This window comes from Streptomyces avidinii (assembly GCF_014650695.1).
Lineage (GTDB): Bacteria > Actinomycetota > Actinomycetes > Streptomycetales > Streptomycetaceae > Streptomyces > Streptomyces avidinii.
Genome location: NZ_BMVL01000026.1, coordinates 13,624 through 39,397 on the forward strand (window position 1 = coordinate 13,624; position 25,774 = coordinate 39,397).

The 25,774-nt window shown below is 70.2% G+C and carries 30 protein-coding genes and 1 pseudogene; 22 read left to right on the top strand and 9 right to left on the bottom strand.

Going from position 1 to position 25,774, the window contains the following annotated elements; translation table 11 throughout:
• The first annotated feature begins 156 nt into the window (after positions 1-156).
• The 13 genes from IE257_RS36620 (at position 157) to IE257_RS36680 (ending at position 9,909) form a co-directional block, all read left to right on the top strand.
• Complete coding sequence (locus IE257_RS36620) at positions 157-1,047, top strand: hypothetical protein (RefSeq protein WP_229920879.1); 891 nt, start codon at positions 157-159, stop codon at positions 1,045-1,047.
• A 48-nt stretch (positions 1,048-1,095) separates the two neighbouring features.
• The gene (gene cpaB / locus IE257_RS36625; protein ID WP_189974236.1) at positions 1,096-1,797 is read left to right on the top strand and encodes a Flp pilus assembly protein CpaB; all 702 of its coding nucleotides are present in this window, start codon (positions 1,096-1,098) and stop codon (positions 1,795-1,797) included.
• 7 nt (positions 1,798-1,804) lie between these two features.
• On the top strand, positions 1,805-3,085 hold the full coding sequence (locus tag IE257_RS36630) for a CpaE/TadZ family protein (RefSeq protein WP_189974238.1): 1,281 nt from the start codon (positions 1,805-1,807) through the stop codon (positions 3,083-3,085).
• Between the two features lie 3 nt (positions 3,086-3,088).
• Positions 3,089-3,457, top strand: a complete 369-nt coding sequence (locus tag IE257_RS36635; RefSeq protein ID WP_189974240.1) for a TadE/TadG family type IV pilus assembly protein — start codon at positions 3,089-3,091, stop codon at positions 3,455-3,457.
• A gap of 1 nt (position 3,458) precedes the next feature.
• The gene (locus tag IE257_RS36640; protein ID WP_229920880.1) at positions 3,459-3,827 is read left to right on the top strand and encodes a TadE/TadG family type IV pilus assembly protein; all 369 of its coding nucleotides are present in this window, start codon (positions 3,459-3,461) and stop codon (positions 3,825-3,827) included.
• The gene (locus IE257_RS36645; protein WP_189974243.1) at positions 3,824-5,167 is read left to right on the top strand and encodes a TadA family conjugal transfer-associated ATPase; all 1,344 of its coding nucleotides are present in this window, start codon (positions 3,824-3,826) and stop codon (positions 5,165-5,167) included. Before IE257_RS36640 ends, IE257_RS36645 begins: the two co-directional genes overlap by 4 nt.
• Positions 5,164-6,102, top strand: a complete 939-nt coding sequence (locus tag IE257_RS36650; RefSeq protein WP_189974245.1) for a type II secretion system F family protein — start codon at positions 5,164-5,166, stop codon at positions 6,100-6,102. The genes IE257_RS36645 and IE257_RS36650 overlap by 4 nt, the downstream gene beginning before the upstream one ends.
• A gap of 19 nt (positions 6,103-6,121) precedes the next feature.
• Positions 6,122-7,012: a DUF5936 domain-containing protein gene (locus tag IE257_RS36655; protein WP_189974291.1), complete on the top strand. Its 891-nt coding sequence runs from the start codon at positions 6,122-6,124 to the stop codon at positions 7,010-7,012.
• 3 nt (positions 7,013-7,015) lie between these two features.
• Positions 7,016-7,702, top strand: a complete 687-nt coding sequence (locus IE257_RS36660) for a response regulator (protein ID WP_189974247.1) — start codon at positions 7,016-7,018, stop codon at positions 7,700-7,702.
• A gap of 110 nt (positions 7,703-7,812) precedes the next feature.
• Positions 7,813-8,013, top strand: coding sequence for a hypothetical protein (locus tag IE257_RS36665; RefSeq protein ID WP_189974248.1), 201 nt, complete (start codon positions 7,813-7,815; stop codon positions 8,011-8,013).
• Positions 8,010-8,657 carry a pilus assembly protein TadG-related protein gene (locus IE257_RS36670; RefSeq protein WP_189974250.1) on the top strand — a complete coding sequence of 216 codons (648 nt, stop codon included), beginning with the start codon at positions 8,010-8,012 and terminating at the stop codon, positions 8,655-8,657. Before IE257_RS36665 ends, IE257_RS36670 begins: the two co-directional genes overlap by 4 nt.
• A gap of 27 nt (positions 8,658-8,684) precedes the next feature.
• Positions 8,685-9,269, top strand: coding sequence for a hypothetical protein (locus IE257_RS36675; RefSeq protein WP_189974252.1), 585 nt, complete (start codon positions 8,685-8,687; stop codon positions 9,267-9,269).
• 4 nt (positions 9,270-9,273) lie between these two features.
• Entirely contained in the window at positions 9,274-9,909 is a 636-nt protein-coding gene (locus tag IE257_RS36680; RefSeq protein ID WP_189974255.1) for an OmpA family protein, read from the top strand.
• Here the strand turns inward: IE257_RS36680 and IE257_RS36685 are convergent.
• Positions 9,910-10,206 (bottom strand): annotated as a pseudogene (locus IE257_RS36685) (SCO4225 family membrane protein); the annotation flags it as partial. It abuts the gene before it with no gap.
• A gap of 53 nt (positions 10,207-10,259) precedes the next feature.
• Positions 10,260-10,790, bottom strand: a complete 531-nt coding sequence (locus IE257_RS36690; protein WP_189974257.1) for a TetR/AcrR family transcriptional regulator — start codon at positions 10,788-10,790, stop codon at positions 10,260-10,262.
• A gap of 107 nt (positions 10,791-10,897) precedes the next feature.
• Here IE257_RS36690 and IE257_RS36695 point away from each other — a divergent pair, with 107 nt between their 5' ends.
• Positions 10,898-11,323, top strand: coding sequence for a nuclear transport factor 2 family protein (locus IE257_RS36695; RefSeq protein WP_189974259.1), 426 nt, complete (start codon positions 10,898-10,900; stop codon positions 11,321-11,323).
• Positions 11,324-11,431: 108 nt separating this feature from the next.
• Here IE257_RS36695 and IE257_RS36700 read toward each other — a convergent pair whose 3' ends face one another.
• Both IE257_RS36700 and IE257_RS36705 read right to left on the bottom strand, forming a co-directional pair.
• Entirely contained in the window at positions 11,432-11,869 is a 438-nt protein-coding gene (locus tag IE257_RS36700) for a hypothetical protein (protein ID WP_209468466.1), read from the bottom strand.
• Positions 11,870-12,110: 241 nt separating this feature from the next.
• The gene (locus IE257_RS36705; RefSeq protein ID WP_189974263.1) at positions 12,111-12,689 is read right to left on the bottom strand and encodes a TetR/AcrR family transcriptional regulator; all 579 of its coding nucleotides are present in this window, start codon (positions 12,687-12,689) and stop codon (positions 12,111-12,113) included.
• A gap of 140 nt (positions 12,690-12,829) precedes the next feature.
• Here IE257_RS36705 and IE257_RS36710 point away from each other — a divergent pair, with 140 nt between their 5' ends.
• Positions 12,830-14,416: an MDR family MFS transporter gene (locus IE257_RS36710; RefSeq protein ID WP_189974265.1), complete on the top strand. Its 1,587-nt coding sequence runs from the start codon at positions 12,830-12,832 to the stop codon at positions 14,414-14,416.
• 91 nt (positions 14,417-14,507) lie between these two features.
• Here IE257_RS36710 and IE257_RS36715 read toward each other — a convergent pair whose 3' ends face one another.
• On the bottom strand, positions 14,508-14,876 hold the full coding sequence (locus IE257_RS36715) for a hypothetical protein (protein ID WP_229920881.1): 369 nt from the start codon (positions 14,874-14,876) through the stop codon (positions 14,508-14,510).
• Positions 14,877-15,147: 271 nt separating this feature from the next.
• Here IE257_RS36715 and IE257_RS36720 point away from each other — a divergent pair, with 271 nt between their 5' ends.
• From IE257_RS36720 to IE257_RS36730, 3 genes are all read left to right on the top strand, one after another.
• A complete protein-coding gene (locus IE257_RS36720) occupies positions 15,148-16,029 on the top strand; it encodes a polysaccharide deacetylase family protein (RefSeq protein WP_189974267.1) in 882 nt (293 codons plus the stop codon).
• 166 nt (positions 16,030-16,195) lie between these two features.
• Complete coding sequence (locus IE257_RS36725) at positions 16,196-16,525, top strand: nuclear transport factor 2 family protein (protein ID WP_189974269.1); 330 nt, start codon at positions 16,196-16,198, stop codon at positions 16,523-16,525.
• A 123-nt stretch (positions 16,526-16,648) separates the two neighbouring features.
• On the top strand, positions 16,649-17,275 hold the full coding sequence (locus tag IE257_RS36730; protein ID WP_189974271.1) for a hypothetical protein: 627 nt from the start codon (positions 16,649-16,651) through the stop codon (positions 17,273-17,275).
• 147 nt (positions 17,276-17,422) lie between these two features.
• Here IE257_RS36730 and IE257_RS36735 read toward each other — a convergent pair whose 3' ends face one another.
• The 3 genes from IE257_RS36735 to IE257_RS36745 all read right to left on the bottom strand — a co-directional run bounded on the left by IE257_RS36735 (position 17,423) and on the right by IE257_RS36745 (position 20,027).
• Entirely contained in the window at positions 17,423-18,709 is a 1,287-nt protein-coding gene (locus tag IE257_RS36735) for an extracellular solute-binding protein (RefSeq protein ID WP_229920882.1), read from the bottom strand.
• A gap of 266 nt (positions 18,710-18,975) precedes the next feature.
• Positions 18,976-19,593: an SMI1/KNR4 family protein gene (locus IE257_RS36740; RefSeq protein ID WP_189974273.1), complete on the bottom strand. Its 618-nt coding sequence runs from the start codon at positions 19,591-19,593 to the stop codon at positions 18,976-18,978.
• A 59-nt stretch (positions 19,594-19,652) separates the two neighbouring features.
• Positions 19,653-20,027 (bottom strand): DUF192 domain-containing protein, encoded by a 375-nt coding sequence (locus tag IE257_RS36745; RefSeq protein ID WP_189974275.1) that lies wholly within the window; start codon positions 20,025-20,027, stop codon positions 19,653-19,655.
• A 38-nt stretch (positions 20,028-20,065) separates the two neighbouring features.
• Here IE257_RS36745 and IE257_RS36750 point away from each other — a divergent pair, with 38 nt between their 5' ends.
• Complete coding sequence (locus IE257_RS36750; RefSeq protein WP_189974299.1) at positions 20,066-20,806, top strand: prepilin peptidase; 741 nt, start codon at positions 20,066-20,068, stop codon at positions 20,804-20,806.
• A gap of 142 nt (positions 20,807-20,948) precedes the next feature.
• Here the strand turns inward: IE257_RS36750 and mgrA are convergent, their stop codons facing one another.
• Positions 20,949-21,986, bottom strand: coding sequence for an L-glyceraldehyde 3-phosphate reductase (mgrA, locus tag IE257_RS36755; protein ID WP_189974277.1), 1,038 nt, complete (start codon positions 21,984-21,986; stop codon positions 20,949-20,951).
• 126 nt (positions 21,987-22,112) lie between these two features.
• Between mgrA and IE257_RS36760 the strand changes: the two genes are divergently transcribed.
• The 3 genes from IE257_RS36760 to IE257_RS36770 all read left to right on the top strand — a co-directional run bounded on the left by IE257_RS36760 (position 22,113) and on the right by IE257_RS36770 (position 25,649).
• Positions 22,113-22,874, top strand: coding sequence for an isoprenyl transferase (locus IE257_RS36760; RefSeq protein WP_189974278.1), 762 nt, complete (start codon positions 22,113-22,115; stop codon positions 22,872-22,874).
• A gap of 321 nt (positions 22,875-23,195) precedes the next feature.
• On the top strand, positions 23,196-24,512 hold the full coding sequence (gene phoH2 / locus IE257_RS36765; protein ID WP_189974280.1) for an RNA 5'-3' helicase PhoH2: 1,317 nt from the start codon (positions 23,196-23,198) through the stop codon (positions 24,510-24,512).
• Positions 24,513-24,947: 435 nt separating this feature from the next.
• Positions 24,948-25,649: an aggregation-promoting factor C-terminal-like domain-containing protein gene (locus IE257_RS36770; RefSeq protein WP_030385785.1), complete on the top strand. Its 702-nt coding sequence runs from the start codon at positions 24,948-24,950 to the stop codon at positions 25,647-25,649.
• Positions 25,650-25,774 lie beyond the last annotated feature (125 nt).

The window sequence follows — 25,774 nt, forward strand, 5'->3', positions numbered from 1 at the left end:
GCGATCGGATGCCGTCGCGCAGTGCGGGCGCGCACCGCGGGCGCGGAATTGTGAAGGTCCGCGTCGAGTCCGCATCGAGTTCCGCGCAGGGCGCGCGCCCGGCAGCTGGACTGCCGGCGCCGCACGGGGCGAACGTGGGGGAACGGGGGAATTCGCGTGCCGACCGCCATCGCTGTCACCAGCGCCGATCTGGTACTTGCGGCCCCTGACCGGCACACGCCCGGGGCCGCGTTACTGCACCCGCCCGAGCAGCTCGACCTGGAGGCCGCGCTCGCCGAGGCGGGCGCCCTGCTGGAGCGGCACGGCCACCTCGTGGCCCTCGTGCCGCCGTGGCTCCCGCGCTCCACCGTCCAGCGGCTGCACACCGTACGCGCCATCCTGGAAACCGACCGGATAGCGCTCCTCGGCATCGATCTGCCGCCCCTGGGAACCGCTCTGCTGGTGCGTCAGCTGCGCCAGCTCAGCGTCTGCGACTTCAGCCCCGGAATCATCGCCTCCGCGGCCCGGCTGCTGTCCCACTACATCTACGCGGGCGCGCTGCTGGGCTCGGTCGCCAAACTCGACCGGGTCCGGGTCCCCGTCGGGCTCGGCGCACACGCCAGGTCCTGGTCGCCGAGCGCGCAGTTCGCCGTCATGGCCCACCCGAAGCCGCACCTGGCGAAACTGAGCGGCGGCACCCAGGGCGCCCACGGCCCCCGCAGCGGCGTGCTGCCGGCCGGCCCCGAGTTCGCCACGCACCTCACTTTCGCCCGCGGCCAGCTCACCTCCGACTGGGTCACGGCCGAACTGGCCCCCGCCTGGCAGGTGCAGGGCGTCATGGAGAACCCGCTGCCCGCCGCGTCCCCCGGCTGGTGGGGCACCCAGAAGATCGTCGAGTTCGCCGCCGGCATCCCGGACCTGTCCGTGCTCTACCAGCTGGTCGCCTCGGTCCGCCGGGAGGAGTGCCGCTGGTGCGGCCTCGAACTCATCGGCGACCGCTGCGGCTTCTGCGCGGCGCCGCTCACCGCACCGCCGCCGCCCACGAGCACCGCCCGTTCCAGACCCTGATCACTCGAACGTACGAATGAATGAAGAACGGCGAGGTAGGTAAGGCCCATGAACTCACGCCAGCGCCGCGGCGTCATCCTGCTGCTCCTGTCGGTCCTGTGCGCACTGGGGGCCTTCGCCGGAGTCCTCGTGGTGATCGGCGACGTCAATTCCAAGGTCGGCGCCGAGGTCGTCGCGTACCGGGCCAAGGGCGACATAGCCCCGTACAGCCCGCTGTCGGCGGGGCAGTTCGAGGAGGTCAGGATCCCCCGACGGTGGCTGTCCGAGACCGCGGTCTCCGACCTCGGCGCGCTCAAGGACAAGATCGCGCTCACCACCCTGAAGAAGGGCTCGCTGCTCCAGGCGGACATGTTCGTCGACCGGCCGCAGCTGCAGCCCGGTGAGCAGGAGATCGCCATCATGATCGACGCCGCCACCGGCGTGGCCGGAAAGATCACCTCCGGCGCCAAGGTCAACATCATCGCCACCTTCAAGGGCGCCAAGGACACCGACCCCTCCCGGTCGGTGATCATCGTCGCCAACGCCCGGGTCCTCGGCGTCGGCAAGCTCACCGCCCTGGACAAGGAGAGCGACCGCAAGGGCCCCGCCGAGGCCGTCCCGATCACCTTCGCCCTCAGCACCAAGGACACCCAGCGCGTCGCGTACGCCGAGTCCTTCGCGGAGCACGTACGCCTGGCCCTGGTGGCCCCCGGCACCGACTCGGCGCCCGCCCCGGGCGACCGCACGTACACCCTCGACGGGGACAGGTGAGGCCCGGATGACCACCCGAATCCTCCCCGCGGTCGGCGACCCGGACGCCGCGCGCGCCATCGTCACCCTGCTCAGCCAGCTCCCGGCCGCCGAGCCGGCCGCCCCCGTCCCCGACGCGACCACGCTCCTGGACACCCTCGCCCGCCTCGCCGCCGAATCCATCGACGAACTCCCCGAGGTCGTCCTGGTCCACGAGCGGATCGGCCCGGTCCCCGCCCTGGAGCTCATCCGGGAGGTCGCCCTGCGCTTCCCGGCGGTGGGCGTCGTCCTGGTCTCCTCGGACGCCGGCCCGGGACTGTTCTCCGCCGCCATGGACTCGGGCGCGCGCGGCCTGATCGGCCTCCCGCTCTCCTACGAGGAACTCGCCGCCCGCGTCCAGGCCGCCGCCCAGTGGTCCGTGGGCGTACGCCGCCACCTCGGCAGGGGCGCCGCCGCCGACGTCTTCACGGGCCCGGGCGGACGGGTCGTGACCGTCACCGGAGCCAAGGGCGGCGTGGGCACCACCTTCACCGCCGTGCAGTTCGCGCTGGCCGCGGCCGCCTCGGGACGGCGCACCGCACTGGTCGACCTGGACCTCCAGGCGGGCGACGTGGGCTCGTACCTCGACGTGCAGTTCCGGCGCTCGGTCGCCGACCTCGCCGGGATCCAGGACATCTCGCCCCGGGTCCTCCAGGACGCCGTCTACGACGACGCCTCGGGCCTCGCGCTGCTCCTCGCCCCGGCCGACGGCGAACGCGGCGAGGAGGTCGACGACCGGGCGGCCCGGCACATCGTCGGAGCCCTGCGCAGCCGCTACGAACTCGTCGTCATCGACTGCGGGACCCAGGTCACCGGCGCCAACGCGGCGGCCGTCGAGATGGCGGACGTGGCGGTCCTGGTCACCACCCCGGACGTCGTCGCGGTGCGGGCGGCGAAGCGGATGGTCAGGATGTGGGAACGCCTCCAGGTGCGCAAGGCCGAGGACACGGCGATGGTCGTCAACCGCTGGAGCAAGCACACGGAGATCCAGCCCGCCCTGATCGAAAAGATCACCAAGACCCGCGCCACCCGCACCCCGGTCCCGGCCGCGTTCAAGGAACTCCAGGCCGTGGTGGACGCGGGCCGCGTCCAGGACCTCGACAACCGCTCGACGGTCAAACAGGCCCTGTGGACCCTGGCCGGCGAACTCGGCCTCCTGTCGACCCCGGACACCGCCGCCCCGTCCACGGCGACCGCCACCCCGGGCGCCTCACTGGCGGTCCGCGCCTCGGGCCCGGTGGCCCGCCTGCGCCGCGGCCGGGAGGGCTGACGCATGCCCGCCCGCAGACCGGCGCGCGGGGACCGGGGCCAGGTGGCGATCGAGTTCGTGGGCACGGTGCCGCTGATCCTGCTGCTCGTGGCGGCGGTGTGGGAGTGCGTACTGATCGGGTACGCCTTCTCCCTGGCGGGGAACGCGGCGGACGAGGCGGCGCGGGCGGGGGCGGTGCGCGGGGACGGCGCGTGCACGTCGGCTGCGGGCGAGCACATCGCGACCACCTGGAAGATGACCAGCGACTGCGGAGCGTCGGGGGACATCTACAAGGCGAAGGTCACGCTTCAGATCCCCGTGTTCTTCCCGGGACTCGGCTTCGGCGCCATCGACGGCACGGCTGGCGCGGCCATGGAGAGAGAGGAGGACTGACGTGAAACGGCGAATGCGCTCCGACCGGGGCCAAGTGGCGATCGAGTACATCGGCTTCGTACCGATTCTGCTGTTCGTCGCCCTCTGCGGGATCCAGCTGGGCTGGGTGGCGTACGTCCATGAGCAGGCGGACACGGCCGCCCGTACGGCGGCCCGGGTGGAGGCCCAACACCCCGGCAGGGGGGAAGCCGCCGGACGGGCAGCCATACGTGAGGGGCTCGACGCGGACGTCTCCGTGCCGCCCGGAGGTGACGCGGTGACAGCAACGGTGACCATCAAGATCAACGCCATCGTGCCGGGGCTCCGCCTCGATGCCGCGGTGGCGATAGCGGTCATGCCCAACGACGACCCGAAGGTGACCGGACCATGAGCCTGCGTTCCCGGGTCAACACCCCCGAAGACCGGCACGGCCCGCGCGAGGACGGCCGGCTGGTCTCCTCCTACCGCGCCAAGCTGCTGGAGGAGATCGACCTCGCCGAGATGTCCGCGCTCGCGCCCGCCGAGCGCCGGGCGCGCCTGGAACGCGTACTCGGTCACATCATCAGCCGTGAAGGACCGGTCCTCTCCACGGTCGAGCGCGCCCAGTTGATCCGCCGTGTCGTCGACGAGGCCCTCGGGCTCGGCGTCCTCGAACCGCTCCTCGAGGACGCCTCGATCTCCGAGATCATGGTCAACGGACCCGACCACATCTACGTGGAACGCGCCGGCCGGGTCGAACAGCTCCCCATCCGCTTCGCCTCGCACGAGCAGCTCATGCAGACCATCGAGCGCATCGTCTCCACCGTCAACCGGCGGGTGGACGAGGCCAATCCGATGGTCGACGCCCGGCTGCCCAGCGGCGAGCGCGTGAACGTCATCATCCCGCCGCTCTCCCTGACCGGCGCCACCCTCACCATCCGCCGTTTCCCGCGCGCCTTCACCCTGCACGAGATGATCGCCCTCGGCTCGCTCGACGAGCAGATGCTCCTGCTCCTGTCGGGCCTGGTCGCGGCGAAGATGAACGTGATCGTCTCGGGAGCCACCGGCACCGGCAAGACCACGCTGCTGAACGCCCTCTCCGGCCTGATCCCGGAGGGCGAACGCATCATCACCATCGAGGACTCGGCCGAACTCCAGCTCCAGCAGGCCCACGTCATCCGCCTGGAGTCCCGCCCGCCGAACGTGGAGGGCAAGGGCCAGATCACCATCCGCGACCTGGTCCGCAACTCCCTGCGCATGCGCCCCGACCGCATCATCGTCGGCGAGGTCCGCGGCGGCGAGACCCTCGACATGCTCCAGGCGATGTCCACCGGCCACGACGGCTCCCTGGCCACCGTCCACGCCAACAGCTCCGCGGACGCCCTGATGCGCCTGCAGACCCTCGCCTCCATGTCAGAGGTGGAGATTCCGTTCGAAGCCCTTCAGGACCAGATCAACAGCGCCGTGAACGTCATCGTGCAGCTGACCCGCTTCGGCGACGGTTCGCGCCGCATCACCGAGATCTCCGTCCTCGAATCGCACGGCCGCGAACCCTTCCGGATCACCACGGTGTGCCGCTTCGGGGCCCAGCCCATGGGCGCGGACGGGCGTGTGCACGGCTACTTCGAGTACTACCCGCTGCCCCGCCGGATCGCAGAACGCCTCTACATGAACAACCAGCCCATCCCGCAGGCCTTCGGCGTCGCGCCGGAGGACCCCCTCACCGCCCGCATCACCCGGACCGCCCTGTGAACCCACTGATCCTCGCCACCCTCGGTGCCACCCTGCTGACCTGCGTGCTCGTCGTCGCCGGTCTTCAGGCGTACATGGCCGGCCGCGCCCAGCGCGCCGCGCTGATCGAGCGGCTCGCGGCGAGCGGTATGCCGGAGCCCCTGGGGCGGCGCCGCCGTTTCCGCACGGTCGACCGGCGGCTGCGCAGGACGAAACTCGGCCGCCGCATCGAGCTGAAACTGGCGACCACCGGCCTGGACCTGACGCCGGGCGAGTTCTTCGTCTACATGCTGGGTTCGATCGTGGGCGTCTGGCTCGTCGCGTCCTCCCTCCTCGCACCGTTCTTCGGGCCGGTGGCGGGCACGATCGGCATCTGGGCGGCGAACGCCTTCCTCAACTGGCAGCGGGCACGGCGCACGGAGCGCTTCATCAACCAACTCCCCGACCTGGCCCGCATCCTGGCCAACGCCACCCAGGCCGGGCTGGCCCTGCGTACGGCCATCGGCATCGCGGCCGAGGAGCTGGAGGCCCCCGCGGGCGAGGAACTCGCCCGCGTCGCGGACCGGCTCGCCGTGGGCCACTCCATCGAGGAGTCCCTCGGTGAGCTCACCGAACGCCTCCCGTCCCGTGAGCTCGTCGTACTGGTCTCCACCCTGGTCCTGTCGGCCCGCGCGGGCGGCGCGATCGTGGACAGCCTGCGCAACCTGACGGTCACGCTGGAGCAGCGCAAGGAGACCCGCAGGGAGATCCGTACGCAGCTGTCCCAGGTGACGGTGACGGCGTACCTCGTACCGTCCCTCGGGCTGGGCTCGCTCCTGCTGGTCGACCTGATGATGCCGGGCGCGCTGGACCGGATGACCGGCGCGTTCCTCGGCCAGACGGCCGTGCTCATCGCCCTCGGTCTCTTCGCCCTGGGGTTCCTGCTCATCCGCCGTCTGTCGAAGATCGACGTGTGAGGGGGCGGACGGGACGATGATCGGACTCCTTCTCGCACTCGCCGTGGCCCTGTCGGTCCTCGGGGCCTTCCACGGCATCCGCCTCTACCGCGCGGACGTGAAACTGCCCAGCGACCTGGCGCTCGCCCTTGAGGTGGGAGCCACTCGCACCACGGCGGTCGGCTCGCTCGTCGACCGCATGGGTATCCGCTGGGCGCCACTGGTCCTCAACACGATGGGTCCGGCCAGGGTCGCGCGCAAGCGCCGCCAGATCGACATGGCGGGCAACCCGGCCGGCCTGACGATCGACCGTTACGCGGCCCGGCGGGCGGTGTACGGGGCCCTGGGCGCCGTGGGCGCCTTCTCCATGCTGATCAACGGGCAGCTGGTCGCCGCCCTGCTCATGGTGGCCTTCGGGCTGTTCTGGATCGAGGTCGGCCTGTGGTCGGCCATCCGGATCCGCCGTGACCACATCGAGCGGACCCTGCCCGACTTCCTTGACGTACTCGCCGTGGTGGTGAGCGCCGGGCTGGGCTTCCGGCAGGCGCTGGCCCGGGTGGCGGACAAGTACGAGGGCCCGTGGGCGGACGAAATCCGTATCACGCTCCAGCAGATGGACATGGGTGTCAGCCGCCGCCAGGCCTTCGACGAGCTGCGGCGACGCAATGACAGCGAACAGGTCGCGCAGTTCGTGACGGCCCTCCAGCAAGGTGAGGAGCTCGGCTCCCCGATCGTGGACACGCTGATAGCGATCGCGGAGGACATGCGGCGGACGGACGCCCAGAACGCCCGCAGGCGCGCGGCCCGGGCCGTCCCGAAGGCGACGTTCGCCGTGACCATGTTCATGCTGCCGGGCACGCTCATCCTCCTCGTCTGCGGCTTTGTCTACGGCGCGAACGTCGACTTCGCCGCGCTGTTCGGGGGCGGCTGAGCCATGGCGAGACTGAGCGTGCTCATCGCCGACGGCAATCCGGTGATCCGCGCGGGCCTGGCGGCCCTTGTGTGCGCGGCCGAGGACCTCGACGTCATAGCGCAGGCGGCGGACGGGCGCGAGGCGCTGAGCCTGACCCGCCGGCACGCTCCGGACGTGATCCTGCTGGACGTGCGGATGCCGGGGGTGGACGGGATCTCGGCGCTGCCGCACCTGGTGCAGATGGCTCCCGTGCTGATGCTGACGTACAGCAAGGAAGCCGAAATCATCTGTGAGGCCTTGCTGTTGGGTGCCGGCGGGTATCTCGTGCACGGCGAGTTCACGACGGATGAGCTGCTCCGGGCGGTACGCGATGCCCCGCTGGGCCGCCCCCACTTCACCCCGACAGCGGCCAGTGCGCTCCTCGCGGAGGTCCGGTCCTCTTCGCATCCGCAACGAGTTGTGGCACAGTCTTCAGAGCGGATGCACAACTCTGTTGTCTTCGGGCTGAGTTCCCGGGAGGTGGAGATCATGGATCTGATCGCGTCCGGGATGAATAATCAGCAGATCGCAGCCGCCTGCTTTATCAGCGAGAAGACGGTCAAGAACCACATCAACCGCATCTTCGCGAAGCTCCGGAGCGCCACACGCAGCGAGGCGATAGCCCGCTGGCTGGGAACTGCCCGTCCAGGAGTCACCGGTCATGGGTAGACAGAGTGCGCAGTGGGTCCGTAATTGGGTCCCGGGACCCTTGGTTACGACTGGTGACTCGCCGTACGGTCCGCAGATCGACAGCGGTACCGGCCCGGGAGGGAACCCCCATGTTGCAGAAGACCGTGGCGAGGATGCGCAAGCGGTACGAGGGCAAGGGTGCGAGGGATCGAGGCCAGACGGCATTCGAGTACCTGGGGATCATCCTGGTGGTCGTCGTGATCATCGGTGCGATCATCGGTACCGGCATCGGCCAGGCCATCACGACCAAGATCACTGCTGCGGTCGCGAGTATCACGGCAGGCAAGTGACATGGCGCCGTTTCGGCGGTGACCGCGGTCAAGCCTTCCCCATCTACGCCGTAGTGGTGGCGGGTCTCCTCTTCGCTGCTCTGGCGTACTTCACCATCGGCAAGGCGGCGATCGTCCGCAGCAATGCGCAGGGGGCTGCGGACGCCGCCGCGCTGGCGGCGGCGCGCGAGGGAAGGGACAGCCTGCTGCCCGGGATCGACCTCGCCACGCTCTCGCCGGAGGACTGGGAGCAGGTCCTGCTAGGCAATCGGTTCGACCATTCCGCCGGAGCCTGCGCTGCGGCGCAGGACTTCGCCGCCATGAACGACGCGACGACGGCGACGTGCAGCCGGTCGGGCACCCGGTTCAGCGTCCGGTCGATGACGAACGGAACGGTGGGGGACTCTGTCGTCCCCGGAACGAGTGGCAGGCGCGGCGAGGCGGACGCGACAGCGGAGATCGTTCCTCGCTGCCGTGTCAAACCCGGGGAGTCGGGAAGCGGCGGTGGCTCGGTGCCGACACCCGGGCCGTCCGAGCCGCCCAAGGCGCCCGGGCCGATCAAGTTCTCCTGCGACAAAGGGGTCGTCGTGGACTACGACCCCGCCCGACCGCGCGCGTGGCCTTCGCTGGCTGCGGCTCTGTTCGACATACGCCTGATCGACTGACGACCGAGAGACAAGGAAGCCAAGTACATGAGTGTTCGGCGGCGCGCGGTCCACGGGAAGGCGGCTGTGGGGATGGTGGCGGTCCTGGCCCTTGCTCTGACCGGATGTGGGGACGAGGGTAAGTCGGACAAGCCCGCAGCGTCGACGTCGACGAAGCCGCAGGGCGGCGGCGAGGCGTCCCCGTCCGGAGCGGTGAAGAGCGCGGATGCCCCGCCGGCTCAGATCATCGCCACGGTGAACGGTGAGGCGGGCATGGTGCTGACGATCAACAAGGCTGCCCGGGACGCCGGCGGATTCCTGACCGTCGAGGGCCAGTTGAAGAACACCGGCAGTGCCGCCTACGTGAACACGGCGCCGTGGCGCGGCAACGAGCTGAACTCCAGTGGTGTGTCCGTAGCCGGCGTGACCCTCGTCGACAAGGTCGGCAAGAAGAGGTACTACGTGCTCCGGGACACCGATGGCCGGTGTCTGTGCACGACCGGTCTGAACATCATCGAAGCCGGCCAGACCATGCCGTTCTTCGCGCAGTTCCCCGCTCCACCGACCAGCACTGTCGAGGTGGACCTCAGCCTCCCCACCTTCGCCACGGCGACCGTCAAACTCTCCGGGTGACCCCATGACCAAACGCCACCGCGTCCTCGCCGCCACAGCCGTCGTCGGGCTCGTCATTGCCGGCGTTCAATCCGTCGGTGTGGCGGTCGCCCATGCCGACGATGTCAAGCCGTCAGCTCCTCCCGGCACCGAGCCGTCGGCGTCCGCGCCGGTGCCCATCGACTCCAATGCCCCCGGGCTGAAGATCCCCCAGGGCGGGACCCTCGCTCCCGTGAAGGTTCTCGACATCGCCGAGGTCGTCGAGGACCTCGGTGGGGAGCAGCGGCGGCAGGAGACCAATCAGACCGTCATGATGGCGCTCCAGTCCGAGGTGCTGTTCCCCGAGGACAGTGCCGTCTTCAACGCTCAGGCCGCCGCCCGGATCCAGGCCATCGCGCAGGAGATCAACCAGCAGAAGGCCACCCGGATCCGGGTGTTCGGGTTCACCGACGACCAGGGGAGTTACGAGCACGGCAAGGAGCTCTCCAAGAAGCGGGCCGATGCCGTGCAGGCCGAGCTGGTCAAGACCGTGACCAATCCGAGTGTGGTCTTCGATGTCCGCGGATACAGCGAGGACTACCCGATCGCCGACAACGGGACCGAAGAGGGCCGCAAGAAGAACCGCCGCGTCGAGATCACCTTCCCGCGCAGCGACGGCTAGTCAGCTCGCCCGCGGCCGTCGCCGGAGGCGGCCGCGCGAGGCTTCCACGATCGTTCCGAGGACGAGCGACTGGGCCAGTACGCACAGGACGAGCTCCGCGATCAGGAGCCACGTCTCGGGTTGGCCCTCGCCGCGGATCGCTCCCTCGGCCAGTGTCACGAAGGGGAACAGCGGGAACGCGCACAGCGCGGGCAGCACCCATACGAACCCGGGGTCCGGGGCGAACAGCGTGACGGCCGTCGCGACGGCCACGGCGGCGCCGACGAGGCCCAGGTAGATCGCCGAGGCGGGGTTCCGCGCACCGGCCCGCGGGAAGGTGAGAGGTCCGCGAGGATCCGTCCGCCGCTACGTCACGATGGCCGGTGGGCCCGCAGGAGGACTTCGGCGATCTCGCGCGCCCTGTGGGCCGGCTCCGGGCCCGGGTTCAGGGCGGCCACCGTCGTCGCGCCCTCTGCCAGGATCAGCAGCTGGTCGGCGAGGCCGGGGGCGGGGGCCAGTTCGGCCAGCAGGGCGTGGAGTGCCGCCTTGTGGGTGTGGACGACCGGAGGCGCGGCCGCGCCGAGCTCGCCGTGGGCGTTGAGGAAGGCGCAGCCGCGGAAGTCCGGCTCCGAGAACCACGCCGCCAGCCAGTCGAAGACGGCGAGGACGGGCTCGGGGGCTCCCGTCACGGCTTCGCGCAGGTCGGCCGTCCAGCGCCGGTCGCGGCGTTCCAGGTAGGCGGTGACCAGGGATTCCTTGGCCGGGAAGATCCGGTAGAGGCGCTTGAGGGGGACCCCCGAGCCGGTGCGGATCCGGTCCATGCCGACGGCTTGGATGCCGTGCCGGTAGAACAGCTCCTCCGCCGCGTCCAGGAGCCGGGTGCGGGCCTCTTCATCGTCCATGCGGGCAGCGTAGTCCAGATGGGCCTTGCGTGGAGAACGGTCGTTCTCGTAGGCTCGGTCACATAAGGAGAACGATCGTTCTCCGCCTTGCGAGAGGTGACACCGCCATGACCGATGCCCCCGCCGTACGCCCGCCCCTGCCGCCCTTCACCCAGGAGTCCGCACTCGCCAAGGTCCAGGCCGCCGAGGATGCCTGGAACAGCCGCGACCCCGAGCGCGTCGCCCTCGCGTACACGGAGGACTCGATCTGGCGCAACCGCGACCGCTTCCTCACCGGCCGGGCCGAGATCCGCGCGTTCCTCGCCGACAAGTGGGAGCGCGAGCTCGACTACCGCCTCCGCAAGGAGCTGTGGGCCTTCACCGGCAACCGCATCTCGGTCCGCTTCGAGTACGAGTGGCACGACGCCGAGGGCCGGTGGTTCCGCAGCCACGGCAACGAGCAGTGGGAGTTCGCCGACGACGGCCTGATGCGCCGCCGCGAGGCCAGCATCAACGACATCCCGATCACGGCCGCCGACCGCCGCCTCGCCTGAAACCGCCCACAGGGGGCGGGCACTCGGGTACCACGCCTGGATCCGCGTACGACCGCCCCCTGCCCGGCGCGGCATGCCGGAGAGGTGGCGGTGATGCAGGTGATGCCTTCAGGGCGAGTTCTGATCCGCCGCCGCGCCGGTATCTGCGGGCGGTCGATCCTCGTCCGGTGACTCCCCGCGCAGCTCGGCGGGTACCGGCGGAGTCGGCAGGAGCGGGTCCCCTTGAGTGTTCAGGGGGGTGCCCGACGGGTAGCGGGCGCAGTCGGCTTGCGCGGCGACCTCGAGGCGGTCGCCGGGGTACGTGACGAGCGAGAGAGTCCGGCCGGTGCCGGGGAGTTCGAGGCGCAACTCGGCCTGGTGGCGGTCGGAGGAGTTCTCGTAGTCCGCGACCTTCCAGCCCTGCTGTGTCATGGCCTTGCGGACCCGCTCGAGCGCGGGCTCCGCCTCGGCGCGCGGTACGCCCCCCAGGCTCCACGTGTCGCTCACCGCGACGACGCCGGGGGCTTCCGGCGGGTAGGCGATCCCGCGCTGGGACCAGTGGCGCATGCCCCGGAGGTGGCAGTCGGAGCCCTCGGCCGCCAGGCCGGCGCCAGGCCAGTCGGCCAGTTCGGCGCGTGGCAGGCCGACAGCTTCCGTCGGGCACCGGGAGGAGGGCATGAGTAGCCGTACTCAACCACCACGTCGACAGTACGCAAGTGCCAGCCGCCAGCCGCCAGCCGCCAGCCGCCAGCCGCCAGCCGCTTGCCGCTTGCCGCGGAGCGGACCGCGGCCCCGGCCCCGGCCCCGGCTACGCCTCGTGGTGGGCCTGGGTGATGAGGTCCGTGGCGACCTCCAGGGCGGCCAGGCGGGTTTCCTCCGGGTCGCCCTCGACGTGCTGGAGGAACATCATTCCGGCGTGCAGCGTGAACAGCGCGCTGACGCAGCGGACCTGGTCCGTCAGCGGGCCGTCCTGCGTGCGGAGCAGTTCCACCAGCGTGAAGAGCCGCTTCTTCACCGTCTGGCCGATGGGGAGCTCGCGCGTCGTCGCCTGGTTCTCCTGCATGAACCGGTACAGGACGGCACCCGCCGCCATCGCCTCGCTGTAGCGGCGCAGCACCTCGCGCTTGGTCTCCAGGGTGCGCGGCTGGCCCTCGGCCCACGTGATCAGCTCGTCGATGGGCCGCGTCAGGTCCTCGAAGATGCTGATGATGATGTCTTCCTTGGTCTTGAAGTGGTAGTACAGCGCCGCCTTCGTGACCTCCAGCCGCTCCGCGATCTCGCGCAGCGACGTCTTCTCGTAGCCCTGTTCGGCGAAGAGCTCCAGTGCGACGTCCTGGATGCGCTGACGCGTGTCGCCACGGCGTCGCTGCGGACTGCTGCTGGACATGACTCTCCCCAAATTACTTACTTGACGCCCGGCTAGTTGCGGGTCTACCGTCCCCATTGTAGTGAACTAGCCGGGCGGCAAGTAAGTGCCGGTGCGGGACGTAGTGCGAGTAGTAAGGCCGTAGGGCCAGGGGAGTGGACATGGTGGACACAGTCAAGCCTGCGGGGACTTCGGAGGAGGTGAAGCCGCGCAGCGTACGGGTCGTCCTCATGGCGCTCATGATCGCCATGCTGCTGGCCATGCTCGACAACATGATCATCGGCACCGCGATGCCCACGATCGTCGGCGAGCTCGGCGGTCTGGAGCACCTGTCGTGGGTGGTCACCGCGTACACGCTGGCCACCGCGGCCTCGACCCCGATCTGGGGCAAGATCGGCGACATGTACGGGCGGAAGGGCGCCTTCCTCACCTCGATCGTCATCTTCCTGATCGGCTCCGTGCTCAGCGGCATGGCTCAGGACATGGGGCAGCTGATCGGCTTCCGTGCGATCCAGGGCCTCGGCGCCGGCGGTCTGATGGTCGGCGTCATGGCGATCATCGGCGACCTCATCCCGCCCCGTGAGCGCGGCAAGTACCAGGGCATGATGGCCGGCGTGATGGCCCTCGCCATGATCGGCGGCCCGCTGGTCGGCGGCACCATCACCGACCACATGGGCTGGCGCTGGTCCTTCTACATCAACCTGCCGCTCGGTGCGGCCGCGCTGGCCATGGTCAGCGCCGTGCTGCACCTGCCGAAGAAGCGGGCGCAGGGCAAGATCGACTACCTGGGTGCGGCCCTGCTGACGGTCGCCATCACCTCCACCGTCCTCGTGACGACCTGGGGCGGCACCGAGTACGCGTGGGGCTCCGCCGAGATCCTCGCCCTCATCGCCGTCGGCGTCCTGTCGACCGCCGCGTTCCTCTACGCGGAGACCAAGGCCGCCGAGCCGGTCATGCCGCTGCATATCTTCCGCAGCCGCAACTTCGCCCTCATGTCGGTGATCGGCTTCCTCGTCGGCTTCGCGATGTTCGGCGGCGTGCTGTACCTCCCGCTGTTCCAGCAGTCGGTGCAGGGCGCCTCCGCGACCAACTCGGGTCTGCTCCTGCTGCCCATGCTGCTCTCGATGATGGTCGTCTCGCTGATCGCGGGCCGCGTCACCACCAGCAGCGGCAAGTACAAGATCTTCCCGATCGCCGGCGGCGCGCTGATGGTCGTCGGAATGTTCCTGCTCGCGACCATGGACACCGGCACCACCCGCCTCGTGTCGGGCCTCTACATGGCCGTCCTCGGCGCCGGTCTCGGCTTCCTCATGCAGATCACCATGCTGGTCGCGCAGAACAGCGTCGAGATGAAGGACATGGGCGTCGCCTCCTCCTCGGCGACCCTCTTCCGTACGCTCGGCGGCTCCTTCGGCGTGGCGCTGATGGGCTCCCTCTTCACCACCCGGGTCACGGACACCATGGCCGAGCGCCTGGGCCCGGAAGCGGCCGGAGCCGCCGGCTCCGCCCAGCTGGACGCCGCGAGCCTGGCCAAGCTGCCGGAAGCGGTGCGCGACGCCTACCAGCACGCGGTGGCAGCCGGCACGCACTCCGCGTTCCTGCTCGGCGCGGCCATCGCCGTACTGGGCTTCGCGGCGGCCTGGTTCGTCAAGGAAGTCCCCCTGCGCGGCGCGGGCCCGGCCGCCCCGGCCGGCGCGGCGGACGACGGCAAGGCGGCCGCGGCCGCGCAGGAGTCGCTCGCGCACTGACCGAGTCGCTCACGCACGCAGCACCGCACCCACCCAAGGCGGCGCCACCGGGAAACCCCGGCGGCGCCGCCTTCGGCATGTCCGGGCGCCGCTACTTCGGGTCGTCGGTCTCCCACGGGTGGACGAAGACGTCCGGCCGGATGCCCCATGCGGCGAGCGCCGCGGCCAGGCCGACTTCATCCGCGGCCTCGGCGGAGTCGACGAGGACCGCTCCGATGTCGTGGTCGAAGCCGTCGATCCGGTCTTCGTCGTACTCCCAGTGCTCCAGGCGGAAGCGGCGGCGGGCGTCGGCGCGCACCCATCCCTCGTCCCGAGCCCGGTCGTCGGCCCCGACACGGCCGGGTGTGATGTCCACGAACGCCCGCCGCCCCGGGCGGGAGTGCGGGACTTCCGTCACCAGTCTGCGGCCCAGGCGGAGCGTGGTGAGCTTGTCGGTCGGCCAGTCGGGTCCGTTCTGCATACGGCCCATTGTGTCCGGGCCGTCGGCCCGGATTCCGGTGAACCCCCGTGCCCGCGAGGGGACTTGGGGTTCGGCCGTCCGGAGGGAAGGCTTGCCCCGTTTCGGGGGCGTTCGCGTGGGCAGGTATTCAACTCCATGCAGGACTAAAGTCCCATCGGTCCCATGAGTCCCATTACGGGGAATTTAGGGGCCATTTGACTGGAACTTCACGACGGTGATGAACGTCCTGATCCACAGAACGCTCGAAAAGCGGATGGGGAGTGGACGGTTCATGAGTTTCTTGGCGCGTGCGAACAAGAAGGGCGTCCGGGCCGGCGCCGCCGTCGTGGCCTCGGCCGCCGCCGTCGCGGCGACCGCGTGGGGAGTGGCCGCCCTGGTCGGACCGGGCGGCCCCGCCGCCTCCCAGCAGAACGTGGCCCGGCCCGGCGATCCCGGCCACGGTGACGACGGCCGACCCGGGCAGCAGCCGCAGGGGATACCTGAGGGCATAGCCCACGCCTCCGAGAGCGGCGGCAACGCCGTCAACATCACCATCGACGACGGCCCCGACCCCCGCTGGACCCCGAAGGTGCTGGACGTGCTGCGCCGGCACGACGTCAAGGCGACCTTCTGCATGGTCGGCCCGCAGGCCAAGGCCCATCCCGACCTGGTCAAGAAGGTGGTCGCGGCCGGCCACCGGCTCTGCGACCACACCATGAACCACGACACCGCCATGGACAAGAAGCCCGTCGCCTACCAGGAGCAGCAGATCCTGGAGGCGAAGAAGCTGATCGAGGAAGCGGCGGGCAGCGGCGCGAAGGTCGAGTACTACCGGGCCCCGGGCGGCGCCTTCACCCCCGACAGCCGCCGCATCGCCGCCCTGCACGGCATGCGCCCGCTCGGCTGGAACGTGGACACCAAGGACTTCGACAAGCCGGGCACGGCCGCCATCGTCAACGCCGTCAAGCGCGAGATCGGCAACGGCCCGACGGTGCTCTTCCACGACGGCGGCGGCAACCGGGCCCAGACCGTCGACGCCCTCGACCAGGTCCTGTCCTGGCTGAAGGAGCAGGGCCGGCCCACCGGCTTCCCCGTCCGCACCGCCCCCGACGCCCCCGACGCGCCCGAGGCCGCCGACGCCCGGGACACCTCCGCAGCCCCCGCCGCCCCCTGACACGCCGTCCGCCGGGCGAACGGGTGACGGTCGACGAAGCGGACCCGCCCGCGTTGTTCCCTGGTCGCACGCGGACGGACGCACGGATGCACGCACGCCCGCACCTACGTCCGCCCGCCGAACCACCCGACCGCCCGACCACCCACCGCCCGACCAGGAGGCTCCTGTGGCCATCGCCCCCGCCAGACTGTCCGACCCGGTGGTCGGCGCCCTCGTCGCCGCCGTCAACGCGCACGACAAGGACGCCTTCCTCGGGGTCCTCACCGCCGACGCGACCATGTCCGACGACGGCTCCGACCGCGACCTGCACGAGTGGATCGACCGGGAGATCTTCGACTCCGGCGGCCACATGGACGTCCAGTCCGAGTCCGACGGCGGCCGCACCCTGCTCGTCAACTACCGCAACGACACCTGGGGCGAGATGCGCACCACCTGGCGCTTCGTCATCGCCCCCGGCGGCGGCAGGATCAGCCGCTTCGAGACCGGTCAGGCCTGAGCGCAGGCCGGGAGCCCCGCGGGCGACAGGTCCAGCCCGTACGGGGCGGCGCGAGCGCTCCCGTACGGGTGAATGCGCGCCCGGTGTCGTTCCGGCCCGCCGGAGGCTCCCGTTGGTCCGGGCATGAAGCGCACCCGCATCGCCGCTCTCGCCCTCGCCACCGCCTCGGCCGCCCTCGCACCCCTGCTGGGGCAGGCCGCCACCGCCGCGGAGGGCGCGGTGTACCTCCAGGACCCGGCAGGCGGCGAGAAGACCATGAAGTCGATGTGGACCAAGGACGAGATGCACAAGGTGGAGGGGCAGCTCCGCTTCCACCCCGGCATCCAGTACAAGACGGTCACCCGCCCCGGCCCCGCGGCCGCGCCCGAGTTCGAGCGCAAGGCCGGCGACCCCAAGACCCTGGCGTGGCTGCCCTCGTACGAGTTCGCGTGGGCGGTGTCGGACTCGTCGGTGGTGAAGAAGGCGGTGACGGTCAAAGAGGGCGCGCACCCGATCGTCGTGCACGCCGTGCTGCGCAACGCGGACCGGGCCAAGGTCGCGGAAGTGCGCAAGGAGCTGACCGGGAAGCCGCCCACCGGGCGCGAGAAGGTCGCGGGCGGCAAGCGGATCGCGTGCGACACCGGGGAGTACACGGTGGAGTGGTCGGTCACGCGGTCGGGCTACGGAACGCTCGGCGGCACCCTGCGCTGGAACTCCAGCTGCGAGCAGTACCGGACGGCCTTCGCCGAGAACCACGGGCCGCAGCGGTGAAGGCGGGGTGAAGGCCGGCCGCCCCGCGCACCTTGTGGGTGCTCGTCGGGCGACTGGGCCGCGGCCTTGGATCAAGTGCCGTAGTGGCCATGGTGCCGCACGGGGTGCTGTGCGGTACGGGTCGAAGGTCCCGTGTCGAGGAACTTCTCAGTGCTTCTTGGAGGCCTGGGAGGCCTGCGAGGCGATGTCCTCCAGGACGGCCTTCGGGTCGCCGCTCGGTTCGACGGCGCGCCCGATGTTGCGCTTGATGGTGTCGCTGACGGTCAGCCAGGACGGGTCGTTGACCGGGTAGAGCTGGGCTCCGCGCAGCGCGTTCAGGAACTGCGTGTCGTTCTTGTCCAGGCCGCCCCCGGCCGGAGTGCGCGAGGCGGTGACGGTGGAGGGCAGCAGGTGGTAGCGGCCGGCGAAGTCCGACAGGTTCTTGTCCTGGTAGACGAAGTCCAGGAACGTGCCGATCTCCGCGCGCTTGCCGTTCTGCTTGAAGGCCATCATCCAGTCGGCCACGCCGACGGTGGGCGGGACCTCCCCGGTGCCGAGGTTGTCCGAGACGGGCATGGAGACGGTCGCGACCCCGATGCCCTTGGTGCGAGCCTCGTGGGCCAGCGACGGGTAGCCGTTGACCATGCCGACCTCGCCGCGCAGGAAGGCGGCGAAGGCCTCGGCGCGGTTCAGCTGGGACGGCGGGGTCGGGCCCGTGAGTCCGGTGGCGACCATGTGCTCCTTGACCCAGCGCCAGGTGTCGATGTTCTGGTCGGAGGCCAGGCTGTAGTTACCGCTGCTGTCGGCGTACCCGCCGCCGTTGCTCAGCTCCCAGATCAGCGCCTCGGCGTGCGCCTCCTCGGGGCCGAGCGGCAGGGCGTACGGGTACTTCACGCCCTTGTCCTTGAGCGCCTTGGCGTCGGCCTTGAGCTCGGACCAGGTCTTGGGGGCCTCCTTGATGCCGGCCTTGGCGAAGAGCGCCTCGTTGTAGAAGAGGAGGCGGCTGCTCGCCACGAAGGGCAGGCCGTAGAGGGTGCTGCCGACGGAGCCCGCGTCGGCGAGCGGCTGGAGGAAATTCGCCTCGGCGGTGACCGAGAGGAGTTCGTCCGCGGGATAGAGCTTTCCCTGGGCCGCGAAGTCCGAGTAGGACCCCATGAGTGCCATGTCCGGAGCCTTGCCGGCCTTGACCCGGCGGGAGACCTCGCGGTCGATGTCAGCCCACGGCAGAAGCTCGACCTCGACCTTCAGTCCGGGATTCTGCTCGGTGAAATCGGCCGTCATCCTGTCCCAGTAGGGCTTGGAACTCGTGGCCGGGCCGTCGCCGTATTCGGCGGCGACCAGATGCAGCGTACCGGCGTCACCTGCACTGTCTCCGGAGCCACCACATCCGGCCAGAGGTATCAGCAGACCGAGCACGGCCGTGGTGGCGGTCGTGCCGAAAATTCTTCGTCGCACGGGTGTATTCCCCTGATTTTCTTTTGGATCCCGTTATTACTTATGAGTTGCTCCGGGTTGAGGTGTCCCTCGATGGCCCGTTGGCCGGAATTCTCTCCTGAGGGAGGGGTGGTTGATTCCATTGGGGGCGCAGTTGTGGTCAATGCTCCAAGTGGGGCTTTTCCGAGTGGTGTTTTCCGATATGTGATCGACATAATGGACGCGCGTAGACATGCCGAAAAGCCCGTTTCCGGTCTCGGAACGGGCTCCAGGTTTTCGGGGGCGCTCTAGTCGGCGAACTCGCCGGCGTACGGGTCGGGCTCGCCCGTCTCCGGATTGCGGCCCTCCTGCCAGCGCCGCTGGGCCTTGCGCCAGTGCACGAAGCTGAGGTGGCCGCCGTCCCAGAAGGTGATGCTGACGGGGCTCACGTCGAACTCGTCGGAGCAGAGCCGGTAGAGGAATTCGGCCATGCCGTACGGGTACAGCGCGAAGGAGTCGGCGGTGTGCCGGCCGCAGACCAGGACCGGCCACCGGTCCGGATCGGGGTCGGAGGTGAGCCAGCACAGGATGTCCGACCCGCCGGTGACGCCCCATGCGATGATCGACTCCGGGTCCACGTCGAAGGCGGACCGGCCGCCCTCCGCCTCCCAGGTCTGCCGGGCGTTGTCGGTCTCCTCGGCCATCCCGGCCGGGTCCCACTGGAGTCCGGGCTTGGGCAGCGGGAGCAGGATGCTGGCCTCGCCGTTGATGGAGCCGGCACCGAAGCGGCCCATGAACGCGATGAAATCGGCCGGGAACCGGGTCCCCCAGGTGGCCTCCACGGCCGGCCAGTCGATGTCCTCGTCGGCGCCGTGCGTCGCCGGCATGATCTGCTCCAGCGCCTTGATCCGCGCGTTCTCCGTCATGCCGCTCCCCTGATGCCCCAGCTCAACCGCCCCAACCTACTGCCAGTGCGGAGCACCGCCTAGCCGGGCGTGAGACGCCCCGGCAGATCCACCTCGACGGTGGTTCCGGCCCGCAGGCCCCACCCGGCCATGGCGCCCGCCGCCGCCTCCAGGACGTGCCGGGCGCGGAGCCGGGGCAGGCCGAGGCGGCCCGGCGCCATCGTGGCCACCGCGAGCACGCCGAAGTCGCGGTCGAGGTACGCCACGTCGATCGCGAACCGCATCCGGAAGGTGTGCACGCTCGCCGCGGGCGTCAGCAGCATCGCGCCGTCGATCCCGTCCCGCCCGAGCAGCCCGCGGGTCCGCGCCCCGTACGAGGCCGCGATCTCGACCGGGATCTCCGTGGGGTCCGCGCCGACCCGCAGTACCGCGCGGCCGTCCTGCCAGTGCGCCATGGCGGCCACCTTAGGGGGTGTCCTACCGTCGCCGGATGATGGGTGCGCTCGTGATCGTTCTCGCCGCCGGGTACGGCGCGGCTGCCGGGCTCCTGCTGCCGCGCCCCGCGTACCGGCTCTCCGTCCCGCCGGGCGACCCCTGGCGGGGCAGCTGCCCGCAGGGGCACCGGCTGGCGGGCTGGCCCGGCCCGGCCCGCTGCCTGCCGGGCGCGGAGCCGCCCGGGCCCCCGCACGGGTACGGCCGGCCGGCCGTACCCCTGGCCGTGCTCACCGCGGGGGTCTGCGCCCTGCTCGCGGCCACCGTCGGCGCGCGCCCGGAGCTGGTGGCCTACGCGGGCCTCGCCCCGCTGTTCGTGCTGCTCGCCCTCGTCGACCGGGCCGTGCACCGGCTGCCCGACGTGCTGACCCTGCCGCTCGCCGCGGCGGTCGCCGCGCTGCTGGGGGCGGCCGCCCTGGCGCCGGGCTCCGCGGGGTCCTGGCGGCTCGCGCTGCTGGGCGGCGGCGCGCTCGGGGCCGCGTACCTGCTGCTCCATCTGATCAATCCGGCCGGCATGGGCTTCGGCGACGTCAAGCTGGCGCTCTCGCTGGGGGTCGCTCTTGGGTGGTACGGGTGGGGGGTATGGGCCGCAGGGGCTTTCCTCGGGCTCCTCTACGGGGCCCTCCACGGGCTCTTCCTGGTGCTGCGCGGCTCCGAACGGGGCCGTCAGGGCTACGCGTTCGGCCCCTTCATGGCCGCCGGAGCACTCACCGGAGTGCTGCTGGGTGGTTTCGGAGCGTAATCGTGGTGCGCCAATGCACGCAGCATGCTTTACGAAGGGTTATGGTGGAACCCCCCCCTCGGGCCGGTCCGTATCCCCCCCACGGACCGGCCCGTTTTTTGTTTTCCGGCTCCCGTGCCGTACTTCGCGGTAAAAGTGCAGGTCAGCCGCGCTGGGCCCAGATGTTGGTGCCGGGGGTGGAGACGGCGAGGGAGTCGATCTCCTTCAACTCGGCCTCGGTGAGCGGCGCGGAAGCCAGCGCGGCCACGTTCTCCTCCAGCTGCGGCACGCTCGATGCGCCGATCAGGGCCGAGGTCATCCGGTCGTCGCGGAGCACCCACTTGAGCGCCAGCTGGGCGAGGGACTGCCCGCGGCGGGACGCGATCTCGTTGAGGCCGGTCAGCCGGCGGAGCACCTCGTCCGAGAGCAGGTCCGGGTTCAGGGACTTGCCCTGCGCGGCGCGCGAGTCGGCCGGGATGCCCTTCAGGTACTTGCCCGTCAGCATGCCCTGCGCCAGCGGGGCGAAGGAGATGCACCCCATGCCGGCGTCCTCCAGGGTGTCCAGCAGGCCGTCCTCCTCCGTCCAGCGGTTGATCATGGAGTACGAGGGCTGGTGGATGAGCGGGCGCACGCCCATCCCGCGCAGGATGCGCACGGCCTCGGCCGTCTGCTCCGCGGTGTAGGAGGAGACGCCCACGTAGAGCGCCTTGCCCTGCTGGACCGCGGACGCGAGGGCGCCCATGGTCTCCTCCAGCGGGGTCTCCGGGTCGAAGCGGTGCGAGTAGAAGATGTCGACGTAGTCCACGCCCATCCGCTTCAGCGAGGCGTCGAGCGAGCTGAGCAGGTACTTGCGGCTGCCCCACTCGCCGTACGGCCCGGCGTGCATCAGGTAGCCGGCCTTGGTCGAGAGGATCAGCTCGTCGCGGTGGGACGCGAAGTCCTGCGCAAAGATCTTGCCGAAATTCAGCTCGGCCGAGCCGGGCGGCGGGCCGTAGTTGTTCGCCAGGTCGAAGTGGGTGATCCCGAGGTCGAAGGCCCGGCGGAGGATCGACCGCTGGGACTCCAGGGTCCTGTCGTCGCCGAAGTTGTGCCAGAGGCCGAGGGAGACCGCGGGAAGCTTGAGGCCGCTGTGGCCGGTGCGCCGGTACTCCATGGAGTCGTAGCGCGAGGGCTCTGCCCGATAGGGATTGGTATCAGTCACGTTGTCCTCCCTATCACGGAGTTGTGACGGACCGAGTTGGGTACCCCCTCCCGCCGCGCAGTAATGTGGCGCACTCGGGGGGACCGCATTTCGCACGGGGGCACTGCACGGAGGGGCTGGAAGATCGTGAAGCTGCGCGACCTGGTGTACAGGCTTTATGCACGCCGGGTGGAAGGCCGCCTCGACCATGATGCGGCGCCCAAGCACATCGGCGTCATCCTGGACGGAAACCGCCGCTGGGCGAAGGCGTCCGGAGGGACGACGGAGCAGGGCCATCAGGCCGGAGCCGACAAGATCTCCGAGATGCTGGGCTGGTGCACCGAGACGGACGTCGAGGTCGTCACCCTGTGGATGCTCTCCACGGACAACCTGGACCGGCCCGAGGTCGAGCTCCGTCCGCTGCTCAACATCATCGAGAACACCGTGCGGGGCCTGGCCACGGACGGCCGCTGGCGCGTCCACCACGTCGGCAACCTCGACATCCTGCCCGCCCGGACGCAGACCGTGCTCAAGGAGGCCGAGCAGGCCACCCACGACGTCGACGGGATAATGGTCAACGTCGCCGTCGGCTACGGCGGCCGCCAGGAGATCGCCGACGCGGTCCGCTCGCTGCTGCTGGAGCACGCGCGGAAGGGCACCTCCTTCGAGGAGCTCGCGGAGATCCTGGACATCGACCACATCGCCGAGCACCTCTACACGCGCGGCCAGCCCGACCCGGACCTCGTCATCCGCACCAGCGGCGAGCAGCGGCTGTCCGGATTCATGCTGTGGCAGAGCGCGCACAGCGAGTACTACTTCTGCGAAGTCTTCTGGCCCGCCTTCCGCAAGGTCGACTTCCTGCGGGCGCTGCGCGACTACGCGGCCCGTCACCGGCGCTACGGCACCTGAGTCGCCGTAGGGGTTTCTCGCCCCTGCGGGTCCCGGCACCCCCTCCCCTCGAAGCCTTCACCAGGGATTCACCGAGCGTCCGTCATATGCCATGGCATGGCCTGGCCTGTTCGGGGAATATCCCTTTCAGGTCGATGCCCGATCCAGGGTGTCGAGTCTCAGCGGACGGCATGGGGTCGTCCGCCCGGGAGGCCCTTTGCACCAGGACGCACGTGCGGTTCGCACGGACGGAGTGGAGGGCCGGAAATCGGCCCTGGCATGGGTGCCGATGACCGGTCCGGTCTTCATGGCCCGACCTCTTCCGAGGGGGTACGTCCTTCCGTGGTGACCAGCACAAAGAGCCGCCTGCAAGACAGGCGGACCTACGTCCTCGACACCAGCGTCCTGCTGGCAGACCCCAATGCGATCTCCCGCTTCGACGAGCACGAGGTCGTGCTCCCGATCGTGGTGATCACCGAGCTGGAGGCAAAGAGGCACCATCCCGAACTCGGCTACTTCGCGCGCCAGGCCCTGCGCCTGCTCGACGACTTCCGGGTTCGAAACGGTCGCCTGGACGCCCCCATCCCGCTGGGCGATCTGGGCGGCACCCTGCGAGTCGAGCTCAACCACTCCGACCCGGGCGTCCTGCCCGCAGGCTTCCGGTTGGGGGACAACGACTCGCGGATCCTCGCGGTCGCCCGCAACCTCCAGGCCGAGGGCTACGACGTCACGGTGGTCTCGAAGGATCTCCCACTGCGCATCAAGGCCTCCTCCGTGGGGCTGATCGCCGAGGAGTACCGCGCGGAGCTCGCGATCACCGACGCCGGCTGGACGGGAATGAGCGAGCTCGCCCTGTCCGGGGAGCAGGTGGACCTCCTCTACTCGGAGGACCGCCTCTACGTGCCGGAGGCCGCGGAACTGCCCGTGCACACCGGACTGGTCCTGCAGTCCGAGCGTGGCAAGGCCCTGGGCCGGGTCACGGCGGACGGCAACGTGAAGCTCGTACGGGGCGACCGCGAGGCCTTCGGGCTGCACGGCCGCAGCGCCGAGCAGCGCATCGCGCTGGACCTCCTCCTCGACCCCGAGATCGGGATCCTCTCGATGGGCGGCCGGGCCGGCACCGGTAAGTCGGCGCTGGCGCTCTGCGCGGGGTTGGAGGCGGTGCTGGAGCGGCGGCAGCACCAGAAGGTGATGGTCTTCCGGCCGCTGTACGCGGTGGGCGGTCAGGACCTCGGCTACCTGCCCGGGGACGCCTCCGAGAAGATGAGCCCCTGGGCGCAGGCGGTCTTCGACACCCTCTCGGCGGTCGCCGGGCGCGAGGTCATCGAGGAGGTGCTGAACCGCGGAATGCTGGAGGTCCTGCCGCTCACGCACATCCGCGGGCGCTCGCTGCACGATGCCTTCGTGATCGTGGACGAGGCGCAGTCCCTGGAACGCAACGTCCTGCTGACCGTTCTGTCCCGGATCGGGGCCAATTCGCGGGTCGTTCTGACCCACGACGTCGCCCAGCGGGACAACCTGCGGGTCGGCCGGTACGACGGAGTCGTCGCCGTGGTCGAGAAGTTGAAGGGCCACCCGCTCTTCGCCCACATCACGCTGACTCGTTCCGAGCGGTCGCCGATCGCCGCGCTGGTCACCGAGATGCTCGAAACGCTCTGACCCCGATCCGGCCGCAACCGGCGGTCGAAGCGGTCAAAAACCTCATAGCGGGAAGGTGAGTTGGCGCCGCCCGGCAAAGGCCCGAGAGCCTAGCCGGGCGGCGTCGTGCTGCACAGGCCTTTGCTCGAATCAGCAGCGACATGCCAGGTGTGACCTTTAACACGCACCAGAGAATTGCCTTGCGGTGTCGCGTTCCGGCAGAGTCTGGTTTCCGTCAGGCCCCGCATACGGCACACCTGTATCTCCCGTGAGGTACGCGCAGCACCACAACTCCACAGTCGATCGCCGTATGCCGCCCGGAGTTTCATGCGGCAGCCCCCGCGAGGGAGTTGCCCACGGGCCCGCGCCTCCAGTGACCGTAGAACCACGGAGGCCAGAGTCGAGGGCACTTTTGCGCCCGCGCGGTCACTGCGGACGCTGCTGGAAGGACACCGTGTGAGCCGGATCTCGGTCCGGGGGTTCGCCGTGGCTTCGGCCACCGCGGTCACCACCGTCGGCGCAGTCGTGGGCGTTGCCACCGGCGACCCCACGAACGATCTCGAGACGACCGCGTCCGGCGCGACTCTCCTCGCCGACATCCCCGTCGGCGACCAGGCGCAGGTCCAGAGCGCGTCCCTGACGCAGCAGGCCGACGCCATCGCGCACGCCGCCGATGTCGACGCCAAGCGCTCCACCGAGGAGGCCGCCCGCCTCCAGGCCGCCGAGGACGCCAAGTCCAAGAAGGCGGAGGCCGAGAAGGAGAAGGCCGAGGCCGACGCCAAGGCGAAGAAGGAACGCGAGGAGAAGGAGCAGGCCGCCAGCCGCTCCGGCCGCGACGCCGGCGACTTCGCGCTCCAGAGCTCCTACACGGTCGCGCAGGTCAAGGCCATCGCCCAGCAGATGGTCCCGGCCGGCCAGTTCCAGTGCTTCTCGAACATCATCAACCAGGAATCCACCTGGAACTACCTGGCCGTGAACAAGTCCTCGGGCGCGTACGGTCTGGTCCAGGCACTGCCCGGTTCGAAGATGGCCTCGGCCGGCGCGGACTGGCGCACCAACCCCGCCACGCAGATCAAGTGGGGTCTGAACTACATGGAGGACCGCTACGGCAGCCCCTGCGCCGCCTGGAGCTTCCACCAGAACAACGGCTGGTACTAGCGGGCCCGCGGCAGCGACACCGCACCGCACCGCTGCTCAACCCGGGGGAGCCCCGCACCGTCCTACGGACCCTGTTGGCGAATTCGGGGGTATGCGTGACGACGGCCTGTATGACCCCGTTGGGG

Bases quoted from the DNA above. Each gene is read 5' to 3' on its own strand.
- IE257_RS36715 (WP_229920881.1), bottom strand. From the start codon at position 14,876: ATGCAGAACGGACCCGACTGGCCGACCGACAAGCTCACCACGCTCCGC.
- IE257_RS36665 (WP_189974248.1), top strand. From the start codon at position 7,813: ATGTTGCAGAAGACCGTGGCGAGGATGCGCAAGCGGTACGAGGGCAAG.
- cpaB (WP_189974236.1), top strand. From the start codon at position 1,096: ATGAACTCACGCCAGCGCCGCGGCGTCATCCTGCTGCTCCTGTCGGTC.
- IE257_RS36660 (WP_189974247.1), top strand. From the start codon at position 7,016: ATGGCGAGACTGAGCGTGCTCATCGCCGACGGCAATCCGGTGATCCGC.
- IE257_RS36730 (WP_189974271.1), top strand. From the start codon at position 16,649: ATGAAGCGCACCCGCATCGCCGCTCTCGCCCTCGCCACCGCCTCGGCC.
- IE257_RS36630 (WP_189974238.1), top strand. From the start codon at position 1,805: ATGACCACCCGAATCCTCCCCGCGGTCGGCGACCCGGACGCCGCGCGC.
- IE257_RS36690 (WP_189974257.1), bottom strand. From the start codon at position 10,790: ATGGACGATGAAGAGGCCCGCACCCGGCTCCTGGACGCGGCGGAGGAG.
- IE257_RS36740 (WP_189974273.1), bottom strand. From the start codon at position 19,593: ATGACGGAGAACGCGCGGATCAAGGCGCTGGAGCAGATCATGCCGGCG.
- IE257_RS36680 (WP_189974255.1), top strand. From the start codon at position 9,274: ATGACCAAACGCCACCGCGTCCTCGCCGCCACAGCCGTCGTCGGGCTC.
- IE257_RS36750 (WP_189974299.1), top strand. From the start codon at position 20,066: ATGGGTGCGCTCGTGATCGTTCTCGCCGCCGGGTACGGCGCGGCTGCC.
- IE257_RS36710 (WP_189974265.1), top strand. From the start codon at position 12,830: ATGGTGGACACAGTCAAGCCTGCGGGGACTTCGGAGGAGGTGAAGCCG.
- IE257_RS36695 (WP_189974259.1), top strand. From the start codon at position 10,898: ATGACCGATGCCCCCGCCGTACGCCCGCCCCTGCCGCCCTTCACCCAG.
- IE257_RS36635 (WP_189974240.1), top strand. From the start codon at position 3,089: ATGCCCGCCCGCAGACCGGCGCGCGGGGACCGGGGCCAGGTGGCGATC.
- IE257_RS36745 (WP_189974275.1), bottom strand. From the start codon at position 20,027: ATGGCGCACTGGCAGGACGGCCGCGCGGTACTGCGGGTCGGCGCGGAC.
- IE257_RS36705 (WP_189974263.1), bottom strand. From the start codon at position 12,689: ATGTCCAGCAGCAGTCCGCAGCGACGCCGTGGCGACACGCGTCAGCGC.
- IE257_RS36720 (WP_189974267.1), top strand. From the start codon at position 15,148: ATGAGTTTCTTGGCGCGTGCGAACAAGAAGGGCGTCCGGGCCGGCGCC.
- IE257_RS36700 (WP_209468466.1), bottom strand. From the start codon at position 11,869: ATGCGCCACTGGTCCCAGCGCGGGATCGCCTACCCGCCGGAAGCCCCC.
- IE257_RS36675 (WP_189974252.1), top strand. From the start codon at position 8,685: ATGAGTGTTCGGCGGCGCGCGGTCCACGGGAAGGCGGCTGTGGGGATG.
- IE257_RS36645 (WP_189974243.1), top strand. From the start codon at position 3,824: ATGAGCCTGCGTTCCCGGGTCAACACCCCCGAAGACCGGCACGGCCCG.